Source organism: Caballeronia sp. M23-90 (assembly GCF_053574605.1).
Genome location: NZ_JBSIPA010000030.1, coordinates 15,269 through 28,477 on the forward strand (window position 1 = coordinate 15,269; position 13,209 = coordinate 28,477).

Genomic DNA, 13,209 nt, shown 5'->3' on the forward strand with positions numbered 1-13,209 from the left:
TGATAGCGCGGTCCGCTCTTCGTCCATGAATAACCCGGAGGACAGTTCGGTGCTTGCGGCGTGGTCAGCGCGTTCTGCACCCATTGAGCATTAGATGGTTGAATGGACGCAGCCGCCAGCAGCGCCGCGCCCAAGATGACGATAGGTTTCAAATCGTTTCCTCACTCATTCCCAAAAGAGCAACCGGTATCAACTTCGGCTTGAAGTCCAAGTTGGTCGCCGACCAGTGAATTGGCGCCGTCCGCTAGCACATTGAATATCTGCAGCATCCAATTGGCGCCGGCCGAACCCATCACAAATCGATTGCCCGCGAGGGGCGGATTGTGATTTGCATAGTCGGTACTGACCGACTGCGGGATGATCTCGTACCACGGTGAGCCGCCCGGGCCACATGCGGGAACGGCTATCTGCCAGCCGTTGGCATAGCCGCTCAGCTTTTGGACGGTCGTGAAGTTTCCGACAAGGTTGCTAATGGGTACCCAATTGCCCCATTTGTTGCACACCCACATCTGGTTTGCGGCCCGCATCGTGACCGTATTCCATGCGCAATTCCCAGCCGACACGTTGAAGTTGACGGTCTGTGCGGTGACCGTGCCACTCGAATTGATATTGCCCACCTGCTGAATCGGCGCCGGCGCGCTCCCAGCGGCATTCTGAATGTACAACCCGTTGTTGCCGCGAATAGCAGCGCTGCTATTTTGATCGCCGTAGTAGGCGACGCCGGCTGTGCCGACAGTTAGACCGTTTCCATTGTTGGTTGCGTTGTATGCGCCTGCATTGACATTGGCCATCGCGCTACCAGCTTGGTTCTGGACGTAAAGCGCCCCGCTCGTTCGGACTGCTGCATTGGTTCCATCCCCGTAATAGGTTGCCCCCGGACCGATCTTCAGGCTGTTTCCAACAGGCAGCGTCAGGGAATTGGCCGTGACGTTCTTAGCATTCTGGATGTCCTGATTGTTCGCATTCATTGTCCCGGTCAGAGGCAGCGTGCCGTCGCGCCGGTAATACGGTGAGTTGCCGTCCGCACCAAACCCGTTAATCGCGAGGATCGTTCCGCTCTTGTTGCCGTTGGGGTTCGAAAGCGTCCACTTCCCTTGGATCCCTGTGATCACAGACGGCGCTCGGTTGGTCGAGTAGCCAAAGGAACTGCCACCGGCCGACGCGACGATGCCGGCGCCTTCGATGTCCGCCGTTCCAGCTTTCATCAGCGGCAAGCTCGGGTATAGCGACGTCGCGATGTGACACGTCCCCGCTGTGGTCGAACAAGCGTCCGGCACGATCATCATCGCAATCTGATACGTGCCGCCCCAGAACGGCCCATTTTTAAACGTCACGCGGTTGTTGGCCAATGCACTGAGCTGCGCCAGCGTCGGCGGAGTGATGGGCGTTGCGACCGTCTGCGAGTAGCCGGCTGGAATCAGCGAGCCATATTGCGCCGTGACGTAGCTGCCGAGCGCTGCATTGATCGAAGCGAGATTCTGCCCCTCGATCTGCAGCAGGTTCGTATGCTTCGCTGCGATGTCTTCCTTGATGCCCTGCACTGTCAGCAAGGCGGCGCCGACCAGGACAATCAACATCTCCAGAATGCTTCCCATGTCGGCAGCCCCGCCTTACGTGCGAGTCGTATACAGCTGCAGGCTTGCGGTCGCGCCAGCAGAGCTGCACGACGTGGCGGCCGTGCTCGCGCTAAACGGTACAGTGGGAGAAGCCACCACGGTTCCATTTACCGAAACCTGCGTGTAGACCGTAGACAACGCCGCGACGCTTAACGAGCAAATCGTTTCGGTGACCGGGTACGTGAGGATTAGCGAATCGTTCGCTGTAACCAGCGTTCCAACGCTGGTCGAAAGCGTGCCATTGAACAAGCCTTTGATCGTCGACTTGTCCGTCGAAACACGCGAGCCTGCTGAGTCGAACGCATGGTTTTGCGCCAGAATCTGCAACGTCTCGGCGGAGAAGTCCGCGTCGTTTTGCGTGGCGTTCAGAATGCCCGTATGGAACATCTGCGCTTCGCTCTTGAACTGAGAGGAATGAATCAGGTCAAGCACATACTTGCCACCCGCGTAGACGGCAAGTGCGAGCAACGCCGCGCCCGCCATAACCGCGCCTGCTTCGATCATCGACAACTCGCCGGACTGTTTTGTCCTGCGGGCGATCATAAGCATGCGTTGACGACGGCTCGCTTTAGCCGTAGCGGCGTCGAGGTGTACCTGTTCGGTGTGCTTCATGGCCAAGCTCCTTTTAGTTGATTGAGACGCCGGGTGCGCCCGAGGTCATGCTGATGGCGCCGGTCATCACATAGGAGCCGATGCCGATCGTGAGAAACAGCGCGGCCGCAAAGCCGAGCATGAGGAAATGCGTGACACGTGCGTTTCGCTTGACGGATTCGACTACGCGATCCAGCGACTGCCGACCGAGGTTTTTGATGGCCGCTTCGAATTGATCCCGCCCCGCTGCGTCGGTAATCGTGTCGACGATCTCCAACGAAAAGATGCCTGTATCGAGCGCGCGCATTGGCTCGTCCGAGCGTGCAGTAAGCCGCCGGTGCATGGATTTCAAATGCCAGCGCAACCACGGGTCCGATGTTTTCAGCAGCCGGTCGAGCGCAGCGCGCAAAGTCAGGTTCGAATCGAACAGGCCGGCAAGCGACACGATCAGAAGCGCAGCTCGGAGGTCTCGGCGGTTGCGCCACAGCATCGGTAGGCGATCGAACTTGTTCCGAACATGCCCGGTCCAGCGTTTGAGCGAGTAGAAGTACATCGTCACGAGGCCGATCACCAGGCACAGCGAAAGCCACCAATAGTCATACGCGAACGTGTCGACGTGATAAAGCCATCGACCGGCGTCCGGCCATTGGTCCAGCGGCTTGGAATCCAGGATCTGCGGATAGATCGCCCCGCCGAACAACATGCAGTAGCCGTACATGTAGACCAGCAGCAACGCCGGATACGCCATCTGCAATTGGGTCGTTGCCGACAGCACGCGTTTGGCGCTTGCCGCCATTTCGGCAAGTTCGAACCCGCGAACTACGGCGTCCTGTTGCGCCGACTCGTCGGCGATATCGAGCAATGCATATTCGTCGCCCGGAATGAACGGTTTGATCGCAACAGAGAAGCTCTCGCCCCGCTGCATCGTCTCGCGGATTTTCGCAAAGACGGTCCACACAATCTGACCACGCGAACGGTTGCGCTTCTCATACGTTTCCAGCCGGTCAAACAGCGTTTCGGTATTGCGCAAGCCTTTCTTCGCGATATCTAACCGCGTTTCGCGATAGAAGACCTCGCGCACCTTCTGAAAGCGCCAGCGTGCATACGCTTCCCGCTGCCGCGCGGGCAGCATCTTTCCGATTAAGTTGAACATGGTGTATTCGCAGGCGCTCAGGGCATCAGACCATCGACGCCGGGCATGACGCGGTATTGCGAAAAGCCCTGCATCGAACGATTCACAAATTGTGGATCAATAAATCCGCGCGAAACCTTGTAAAGAGCGTGTTCATATAGCGTCTTTCCGGTCATGTCCCCGTCTTCGAACCCGGTTTTGCGTGAACCGCGCCAAACTTGTCGTGCGCCCGCCCAATCCTTGTGGCTCACCCGCTCGAGAAACTCGGGCGTCGGACGGTAAAGTTCAGCGACGACCGACTGGCGCTTCGTGCCGCCGGCGACCTTTCCGGAGCGCGTCGTGAGCCCAACCAGACGGCAACGAACACAGCCGTCCATGTTCCGGCATGCCATTTTCGACGTGTCGAGACCAAACTTACGACGCAGGACCTCGAGGTCGGCTTGGGGCATCACATCTTCAGCCGGGATCTTGCAGTGATCGCAGAGTGTCGGTATCAGCTTCTGATTGCCGACCGCGTTGATGAATCCTTCGGAGGCGAGCTCGTCGATGGGCAGCTGCAGGCGACCACCAGCCATGCGCATGATGGCCGCAATGATGTCGCCGGCGTGTAGCGAGAAACGCACGGGGTGACCCGTAAGCGCGAGTTCTGCAACCAAGCCCATCACTACCTTGTCTCGCACCTCCCCGATCGTCAAATCGTCAGGGTCCTGTCGCATGAGTGTCCGAATCACTTCCGCATATTTGCGGTTTGCTTCTTCGTCGGTCTCGTCGGGCCGACGAATGATCGAGTAGTCTGACAGCCACGGCATCGGATATTCGGACGGCTCGTTCACGGCGAACTGCTTCTTCAGATCCCGATCGGGAAGCTGATATGAAAGCGCACGAAGTGTCGTCGTCTTGCCCGACCCAGTTTCGCCCGTTAGCGCCGTGATCCCGCCACTCACGTAATTGAGCGTGTCGATCAGCTCAAGCTGGCTCGGCTCAAATCCCATGTCCTTTGGCAACAGGACGTTGTAGTTCTTGAAATTGCCGTCGAGCAGCCGAAGCGCCACGTCGTAGCCGCCCACTAGTGGCGACGATTGCCAACGCAGATTGACGGTATCGGTTTTGACGACCAGCGGAATCATTGCCGACTGCGGGGCGCTCGGTTGGAAGCTATTGCCTGAGTTGGTGTTGCGCTGAACCAGGTCGCTGTAGGCTGCAAACAAGGCGCGACGCACGATGGTCTTCGGAAGTTTCTCGTAGGTGTAGAGGTCTCCATTCACCCGAAAGCGCACCTCCACGTCACTCTCGAATTCTCGTGGTTCGAAGTGCACATCGCTCGCACCGTACTGACAATGTGCGGCTTCGATGACATCCCGAAAGTTTCCGATGGCGCGCGAGGACTCACGCAGCCCGCCCTTCACTGCCGCCACCGCTTTGCCCGCATAGATCGCGGCAATCACCTCTTCAGTCGCGACCAGTTCTTCGCGCACGAACACGTCGGCGGTCGCCAGGTCCTTGATAAACGTCGCGTATTGAGCGCGTTCGCAAAACCGTGCCGTTGCGACCGAAATCGCGACGCCCGGTTGTAACTCGACCGCGATAAATTCCTTGCGAGCGGCAGCGGGAATTCGTAGTGCCGCATCGTCATCGGCGGTCGTGAGAATGCGTTTATAGTCAGGCAGTGCCTCGGCAGATACGAGATGCGGCCGCCCCGTTTGCGTAAAGAGCGTATCGGCTTTCTCGTTGAACGCCTTGTCTTCGTCGCTTAACATTTCAGGTACGGCAGCAGGCTCCGGCGAGACCATTTTGCCTTGGTCTGGTGTTGGAATAGCTGTTGATGTTGGAATAGCTGTCGATGTTGGAATCGCCGCTGATGTTGGGATCGCTGCCGTCGCGGCCGACTGCCCCCTATCAACAGCTTGTGCCGTCCCGTCACCGTGCTCAACGCTGCTGGTAGCCGCGGCGTCAATCGCGCGCGATATCGACTCAATTGCGGCTTGCTCAGCGACAATCTTTTCCTTGCCTGCAACAACGGTGGTGTCCGTTGCCTCGCCATGATTTCGCTCTTCGCCGACGTCTACGCTTTCCACATCCTCAACATCCGCCGAGAGGTTTCGACCAAGGAAGCTAACAGAGGCGCCGGTTGCGCGCGCTGATTGCAGCCGTGGCTCAACCGCACTGGTCGGCTCGACAAAGCTTGCCTTTGGGGACCGCAACCGCTTGAGAAACCCTGAGCGTGTCTCAGGCACATCATCCTCGATTCCACCAAATAGGCTCATGGCTTACTTCCCCACCGGAATAAAAACGGAGTTTCCGCCCGGAGCGGTAGGCAACGGACTATTCAAATCGTTAAGCGCCTGCATGCTCGAGCCAGAAGCCGACGGCTCGGGCACCGGGATCGCCTGAGCGACAATCACCTGGCTCCAGCTGCGTTTGCCCTCCGTGACGGTGACCTGATAGCCATCGATGCGAGACACGGTCCAGCCGTTGAGAAGCTTCGTGCCCTGCCGCCCGGGGTAGATCGCACCCATGTAGTCGTACAGGACGTAGGAACCCGTGGAGTCACTGAACGCACCGAGGAACGTGACAGGCACCGAATGCGCGACTGGAGCCACGCGCCGTGGTGCGGGCTTGGGTGCTTCTGCCGCCGCCTGAGCGGGCGCTGGTGTCGCTGGTAACGACGCACCGAGCATTGGCGCGGCCTGTTGGATTGCATTGCCGTCAGGCGCCTTCTTCATGCTGTCGACGATCTTCTGGCGCGCAAGCTGGTCGATATCGTCAAGCGTGAGATGTTTTTCTTGAGCGTGCAGCCCGCCTGTAAGCGCGAGTGCCATTGCACCGGCCAGAGCGGATTTACTTATATGCATAATATTTACCCTTTGCGGTGAAATGAACGCCGGTTCCGTCTTCCTTCAATTCGAGGTCCAAGGAGTCGAGCGCCATGTTGTCGGGCAGGCGCGCGAGCAGCGGTGCTTGCCATTTGTATCCGTCGATCTCCCATTGCCCGCGCAAGATGAGCGGACCTTGCACATCGCCCGGCGCCGGCTGGCGTGGCAGGATGCGCTCGGGATCCTTGATATCAACGACGTATCCGTAGCTATCAAGCGTGAAGGGGGTGACCGACAGTTTCTGAGGCTCAGTCTGCAAGGCTTTAATGAGCGCCTGCGACGTGGGCCACGTTTTGGCCTGAGCGAGCGCGACCCGTTCCACCACGCTTACCTGCGGGCCTTTCGCATCGAGTTGCGAGCCATTGGCGTTAAAGACCACAGGACGAATGTCCTCGGGCGCGTTCGCGTCGAAGTCCTTGAAGGTGCCGCCCTGTCGCTTATAAGTGACCTTGCAGGGACCTGTCGCATTGCAGGTGGCCTTCCAGAACTGCCAGCCGGACGTGTTGCTCTCATGCGCACCAAATGCCGCGAGCAGTCGGGGGGCCATGACTGACGCAAGCGGCGCCGGTGCCGCGAAAGTGCGTGCCACTGCAGTTTGATACTCCTGCATGTAGGTGGGCGGCGGCGGTGCCGGCGGTGGCGGCGGATTGAAGAAGTCGATCGCCTTGCTTACGCTAAAGAAACCAGCGCACGCGATCACGAGCAATGGAAGCGCAACCGGAAGCTTGACCGGCACCTTCTTGATTTCGGCCGTCTTGCGCGCCGCGAGCAATTCCCGGATCGGAAATGGCTCGTCGACATCGTGCAACTGCGCGCCGTGGCCAAGCGTGACCAACGGCAGGTTGATCTTTGCGCACTGATCCTCGAGCGCGACACGCCGTGCATCCAGCGACACGAGCGGAATATCTTCATCGACAGAAACCGCGCCTCGCAACACATGCACGAAGTGCACGCGCTGATCGTTCTGGATCAACACAAGCACGGCCGGTTTCGCGCGTACGATTTCAAGTAGCGCGATTCGAGCAGCGGCGGAATAAAGCTTTAAGCCCTTGCGCTCATCGGGATCGAGGTTGCAGAACCCGCCGATCGTCTCTCCGTTCGTTTTGAGCTCGACGTAATGCGTAGCATCGAACTGCTCGGCGTAGCGCCCACGCTCAGCAGCCGCGCCCTTGGTCGCGTAGGCACGCCACTCGAGACCAAACACGAGCCGCGCGCCCTTCTCTCCTGGGATAGGTTCGAGATGCATGCCGGCGCTCACATCGACGAAACAACAGTGGCCGTGAGCATGATCACTTGGAACGTGCGCGACTTGTTCCAAGCACCGCTCAGCCCGGCGATACCGTTGTTGCTCGCCGCGTCATAGTGGTTGGTCACAGCCCCATACAGAACCATTGTCTGACCGTCGGAAAGGGCAATGGTCTGGTCATCCTTGCTGCCGATGATGTCGGGCAACTGGATTTGCTGCAGCGTCGCACCCGAGCCCGCGCTGATCGTCTGGAACGGGCCGTTGAGCTTCGAGCTATCGCTCCAGTACGACAAGACGATCTGGTTGTGATCGTTGACGGACGGCAAGATGTTCACGAAGTCGCCAACGGTCACCGAACCCGGTTGCAGCCCAACGGATCCACCCGATGATCCGACAATTCCGCCCGCAGACGGCGTCGTCGCCGCAAGATAGCCCTTCGTCTCGAAGGAACCCACTGACACCGGCAAGCCGTTCAACGTCATCTTGGTAACCGTGTTGTCCTGGACGGTTTTGCCATAACTGTTCACGCCATTGATGACAGCGTTCGTGCCTTCGAGCGGCGAGTTGGCTCGCAGGACGGACAAGCCGACCGAACCGGCTGATGTCGCGAGCGACGTCGGCGAGCCGAAGGCCACCGAGTACTTCTTCAAGCCGTCCGAGATACGGTTAAAGATCACATCGGCACTGATGCCTGCTTGCGTTCCATCGTTGATGTCGAACTGCAGCGTGCGCACACGCAACGCAACCTGACGCGTCGAAATGGCATTCTCGCGTGCCAGCAGCGCACCCATGCGATCGACGGCCTCTTTCGTATCGCGCACCATCACGAGCCGGCTTTGCGGGTTCACAGTCACCACACCCATCGGCGACTTCAATTGGTTCAATTCATCCTGAATCAGCGCAATCTGGTCGAAAGATCCATCGCGACCCGTAGACGTCACAGCAGAGAAGGAACCCGTATTGCCAGTCGAACCACCCGTGGTACCCGAAGACTGATTGCCGGTGGAGGTATCCGTGCCCTTCGACATCGACGACTTCACATTGACCTTTCCGGGTACGGCCGAAATGGTGAACGTCTTCGTGACGAAACGGGAGATCGCGATTGTTGTGCCGTCGAAGCTCCAGTCGAGCCCAAGATCCTCGGTTACGCCGCGCAGGTACTGTCCCACCTTGCAATCGCAAGGCTGTGCGTACACCGGCTCCACGCCTGATTTGACACTTGCGCTTGCCAGCGAGGTCGGCAGTGGTCCGCCCAAACCACCCATCGGCGCGCCGGCCGCAACCGCAGGCGCTACGGATGCGGACCCGGCGCTTTTCGGAATCAGCGATTCACGCGGGATAAACACGTCCGGGCTAATATGGACCGGATAGCCGGTTGCACTCGAGACGAGCGTACCGATTCTGGAGATTGGCAGGTTCGGCGGGAACGTCACCATCTTGTCGCGAAATACCGCCGGGAGCGTCGCTTCATAAGCCACAGGTACAAGACGGTCGCCGAGAAATGCAGTCGGCACCTCCTCAACGAGGGGCATGGATTCTGGACCATTGCCCATTGCGGTAGCGGCGTCCGCGGCGGCCGCAGAGTACGCCCGATTGACATCCATTTGGCTGACAGCGCAGCCCGAAAGCATCGAGGCGAGGGTAAGCGACGCGGCGATTTTGATCGTGTTATGGCGCATGATGATTACTCTTGGCAGTTGGCCGCGCGTGCGACGACGCGGATCACGTTGTTGGTGTGCTTGCATACGCGGGTGGGCGTGCGCATGTGATTGGTGGCCTGCATGACCTGTGTGAGGATCGACTTGAAGTCGCCGGAAAACGTCGCATTGAATTCAAGCGGCAGATCGTCATCGATCTTCCAGGCGAGTTGCCACCCCTGCTGCTGAAGCCAACGATCAAGCGCGTTGCGCAAATTGGAGTCTTGAGGTGTGATCGAGAAGGTCAGAATGCCGTTAGGTGCGACCGCTGCCCACGGCGAGGGAAGCACGACCGGTGCAACCGCGGTCGAAGTCGGAGCCATTGCTATCTGGATCGGTTTGGCGTCCACCGAACTCATACCGCGCGATGCGAAGGCATCGTTGGAGGCCGCACTTGCAGGCGTCATCTTTATCGGCGAGGCCGTTGCTTTTGAGCCGCTCGGGGCGGACAACACTTGCCAACCTTCGCCAGCCGGTGCTGCCAAGCGCGACTGATCAGGATCGGCCGCCATCGCATTGGCGGCTACGGCCAGCATCAAAAACGCGATCAAGCGGCCGACCGGACGAAACAGGAAAGATGTTTTCATAGGGATAAGTGACGTCATGAGATCAGTTGCCGCGCTGGATGCGGCGATAAATATGGGTGGCATAAATCAGTTGCTTCGAACTGGACACGGCGTTGTACGCGCCCACGGCGCGCCAGGTCGGCCCAAACTGCTTGATGTTCGACGCGAGAATCCAGGTGCCGACGTAGCTGTTCACACACGCGTCGAAAAGGCGCTCGCGGGTGATGCCCCACCGCGAGAGCTTTGGCAACCAGGAGCTGTTGATCTGCATGAGGCCAATGTCTTCCGAACCATCGCTATTCACATTGACGGCATTCGCACGCATGCCCGATTCTTGCTGGGCAATGGCGCGCACGAGGACCACGTTCACGCGATGAAATGCGGCTGCATCATCAAGGCAATCTGCACGTGCGATCGACGGCGCAGCCACGAGCCAAAGCACGACGCCAGCAAGAAAATGGTTGATCGTCATGACGGCCGTGCTCACGATTTGGCTCTGTCAAAGAAGCGCACGTCATGGCGACGCGTCACATTCACCACGTTGCCGTCCGCATTGACGATGAACTGGTCGGAAGTCCCGTTGAACTTGTAGTAGCGGCCTTTCTGTTCGCCGGTACCGAGATGCCTTGCATCAGCCACCGTTACGTGACCGACTGAATCGGCGAACTTGAAGAATGTCGATCCGTCCTTGTCGAACACGCTCTCCAACGCGGCCTTATTCCCGGCGTCGAATTCGTAGACACTTCCGGCGACCCGGGCCACTTCCACTTGGTCCGCGCCGTTCGATAGAACGAAGCGTTCGGCACGGTTGATCGTGAGTACGTTACCGGCGTCATCCCACTTCGGACGCAACGACTTGCCGCTTTCATCGACCACTTTGATTTCCGCTGCCGGTTTGGCCGAAAATTTGATCTGGACGTGCGAGTCGTCGCCATCACGAATGGCGACCGCACCAAGCTTTGAGGCAAGTAGCGAATCATGGACGGGGGCGCCTGCAGAGCTCGCGGCAATCGCAGCAATTGGATTCGCGATCGTTGATGCCGATGCCAACGGCGCATTGCTCGCGACATAATTCACCGCCACTGACTTTGGTGCCGAGCGTAGCAAGGTGACATGCCGCGAATCGAAATCGACGTCCGCGTACATGTCGGATGAGGCGACCAGTCGGTCGAACGACTGCATCCAGTTTTCGCCATCCCGCGTTGCGAAACTCGTTGAAGCGGTGAGGTCGATATCCTTCTGTGCAGAGCCTGTCCACCCTTGCGGCACCAACGCCTTAACCATTTGCGACAGAGGCATGGTGGCGTTCAACGCGCGGGTGCTTTCAAGGTGCGAGTGCGCACCGATTAGCGCGAGGCGTCCGGAGAAACCCGTGAAGCCGGACGGGAGATCGTCGCTTTCGCGGGTCTTATCGCCCATGAAGCGGTTTGCTTTCTTCCAGTACGCCGTGGCAGTGGTTTGTCCCGTGGAGTAATGGATCACGTCGGGCGTGCCAGGGACGACGACATAAGGTCCTTCGTTGTGGCCGCCCTCGACACGCAGATTCTGTCCTGCCCGGGGCTGAAAGTAGGTTGAACTTCCATCATTGAAGACGAGGGCAGGACGCTCGAGCACATTACCTGCGATTTCGTAGTCGAAGTCGAATGGGTCGGTGCCGGCGAGCGCGACGTTCACCGAGAGTAGTGCCAACGCAATAGAAACGACTGTGAGTGATTGCTTCATAAGCCGCGATCGATTTGAGAGAGGTGCTGGACGAACCGCGCGAGATATTTGCGACCCGGCTGCGGGTTAGCGCTGTGGTAGTACGCCACCGCTTTCCCCGCGGAATGCGTCTTTTGATAGTTCTCGTTGAGAATGTCTTCGGCGACGTGGATGTTGGTCGCCGGACTCAAGGCGTCCAAGGGCGAAGCAAAGCGCTTGGAGTGGTATCCCCAGTTAACTTGCATGAGGCCAATATCGAAGTCACTCCGACCATCAGCGATCAGGATGCGGATCGCTTGATAGGCGTCCTCGCGCGTGCGAAAGAAGAATCCGCGACCAGCCACATTCAGGGTCCATGGCCACGCTCGGCCGTTATAGGCAGATTCATTGAGTGCTATGCCAGCGAGGATCTTTGGGTCGACTGTGGAATGCATGGCGTCGAACGGCGCTTGCGCAGACGCGCACGCCCAGCCGCCACGCCGTTCTGTCATCGCAGCCTGGGCTTCATCGGTGAGCAAACGGGGTTGTACCCATCCACCTCTCACGAGGATGGCAAGCAGACTGACGGGCGCTCCGTCAACATTGACGGTTGGCGTTGCGCCCTGCCCCATTTCCACCGCTTGGCCCTCAAGCCGTTGCGCCCAAGATTGAAACGGCTTCATCCCGCATGCATAAACTGGGGCGCCTTCGATATCGAGGATAGTGCGCTGGCCAGCGCTCGATACAACATACTGCGTCGGGCTGATGATCTCTTCGATCGTGGCCGCGTAACATGCGCGTCCAATGAAGAGCAGCGCTGCCGCCAAGAGCGCCTTATTCATGGTAGGGCTCCATGACAATGTCCTGCGTGACTTGGACGAGAAACTTCTCACCCGGATCGACCGTGATCGTGGGTGGGATGTTTTGGTTACGCTGCAAAACTGCTTGTGCCGTCGTCGCGGCGACCTGACCTGCCGTGCTGCCGTAGGTCGTGACGCCGTTAGGACTAGACGTTGTCGCTGTTTGCGCGCCGTTGTCGAATGACTTCAGCAGGATCGCGGTGATGAAGCCAGCACCGAAGATCTTAAGAAAATGGTTGTTCACGTCGCCGGAGAAACCAGCGTAACCATTCTCGTCGGCGCCTTGCATGCCGTTCATCGGCACGTTCTTTCCGTTGGGCAGGCGCAGGCTTGTCGAAGCAACAAGCAAGCGCTCTTGGCCAACCTTGACGTCTGCGCTGTATTGGCCGTTGATGAACGAGCCTTTCGGGATCATCAGGCAGTCGCCTTGTAGGCTGTCGTACACGTCTTCATCGACCATGAGCGCGACGCGTCCCGGCTTGTCCGAGTTCAAGCCTTCGATTGTTTTTACGTGAATGTTGTGAGGGGGCGTAAGCGTACAGCCGCGTGAGCGTCCGTTGAATGTTGTCTGTTCAATGCCCCCTTGTGCGGCGGCCTCACGAAGAAACGCGCGATCCCGGTCTTCGGGCGCTTGCCCCTGCTTGGCAAGCTGCATGGCCAGTTGCTCTGCGCTGGGGTCACCCGCGGCGGCTCGTGAAGCACGAAACTCTTCCAACGTGGGAACACCTGGGGGAAGCGTCGTCGCCTGCTGAGCGTTATTGCGTGACCCGCCCGACTGCTTGAATACGGAGGACGTATAAATTGCGTCCTGAGCTGCATTGCGTGCAAGCGTCTGTGTATCCGCCCCGCCCTTGTCGATTTCGCTTTGGAAATCTGTTCCCGTCAGCATTGGCTTAACTGGATGCTGGGCGGCGGCCGCATCGGACGCCGCGCGTGCGGCTGCCTCCA

The 13,209-nt window shown here is 58.9% G+C and carries 12 protein-coding genes; all 12 read right to left on the reverse strand.

Annotation, left to right across the window (positions count from 1 at the left end; translation table 11 throughout):
- Positions 1-161 precede the first annotated feature (161 nt).
- The 12 genes from ACRXB1_RS05520 to ACRXB1_RS05575 are packed head-to-tail and all read right to left on the reverse strand — an operon-like array spanning position 162 to position 12,916.
- Positions 162-1,595, reverse strand: coding sequence for a hypothetical protein (locus ACRXB1_RS05520; RefSeq protein ID WP_449491380.1), 1,434 nt, complete (start codon positions 1,593-1,595; stop codon positions 162-164).
- 15 nt (positions 1,596-1,610) lie between these two features.
- Positions 1,611-2,228 (reverse strand): hypothetical protein, encoded by a 618-nt coding sequence (locus ACRXB1_RS05525; protein ID WP_449491381.1) that lies wholly within the window; start codon positions 2,226-2,228, stop codon positions 1,611-1,613.
- 13 nt (positions 2,229-2,241) lie between these two features.
- Entirely contained in the window at positions 2,242-3,360 is a 1,119-nt protein-coding gene (locus tag ACRXB1_RS05530; protein WP_449491382.1) for a type II secretion system protein, read from the reverse strand.
- Between the two features lie 17 nt (positions 3,361-3,377).
- Positions 3,378-5,603 carry a GspE/PulE family protein gene (locus ACRXB1_RS05535; protein WP_449491383.1) on the reverse strand — a complete coding sequence of 742 codons (2,226 nt, stop codon included), beginning with the start codon at positions 5,601-5,603 and terminating at the stop codon, positions 3,378-3,380.
- Between the two features lie 3 nt (positions 5,604-5,606).
- Positions 5,607-6,158, reverse strand: coding sequence for a hypothetical protein (locus ACRXB1_RS05540; RefSeq protein ID WP_449491384.1), 552 nt, complete (start codon positions 6,156-6,158; stop codon positions 5,607-5,609).
- 19 nt (positions 6,159-6,177) lie between these two features.
- Positions 6,178-7,458 carry a hypothetical protein gene (locus ACRXB1_RS05545; RefSeq protein ID WP_449491385.1) on the reverse strand — a complete coding sequence of 427 codons (1,281 nt, stop codon included), beginning with the start codon at positions 7,456-7,458 and terminating at the stop codon, positions 6,178-6,180.
- Between the two features lie 8 nt (positions 7,459-7,466).
- On the reverse strand, positions 7,467-9,137 hold the full coding sequence (locus ACRXB1_RS05550) for a type II secretory pathway protein (RefSeq protein WP_449491386.1): 1,671 nt from the start codon (positions 9,135-9,137) through the stop codon (positions 7,467-7,469).
- A 5-nt stretch (positions 9,138-9,142) separates the two neighbouring features.
- Positions 9,143-9,742, reverse strand: coding sequence for a toxin co-regulated pilus biosynthesis Q family protein (locus ACRXB1_RS05555; RefSeq protein WP_449491390.1), 600 nt, complete (start codon positions 9,740-9,742; stop codon positions 9,143-9,145).
- Positions 9,743-9,764: 22 nt separating this feature from the next.
- The gene (locus tag ACRXB1_RS05560) at positions 9,765-10,193 is read right to left on the reverse strand and encodes a lytic transglycosylase domain-containing protein (protein ID WP_449491391.1); all 429 of its coding nucleotides are present in this window, start codon (positions 10,191-10,193) and stop codon (positions 9,765-9,767) included.
- Between the two features lie 11 nt (positions 10,194-10,204).
- Entirely contained in the window at positions 10,205-11,443 is a 1,239-nt protein-coding gene (locus ACRXB1_RS05565) for a hypothetical protein (protein ID WP_449491387.1), read from the reverse strand.
- Positions 11,440-12,243, reverse strand: coding sequence for a transglycosylase SLT domain-containing protein (locus ACRXB1_RS05570; protein WP_449491388.1), 804 nt, complete (start codon positions 12,241-12,243; stop codon positions 11,440-11,442). The genes ACRXB1_RS05565 and ACRXB1_RS05570 overlap by 4 nt, the downstream gene beginning before the upstream one ends.
- Positions 12,236-12,916 (reverse strand): TrbI/VirB10 family protein, encoded by a 681-nt coding sequence (locus tag ACRXB1_RS05575; RefSeq protein WP_449491389.1) that lies wholly within the window; start codon positions 12,914-12,916, stop codon positions 12,236-12,238. Before ACRXB1_RS05575 ends, ACRXB1_RS05570 begins: the two co-directional genes overlap by 8 nt.
- Positions 12,917-13,209 lie beyond the last annotated feature (293 nt).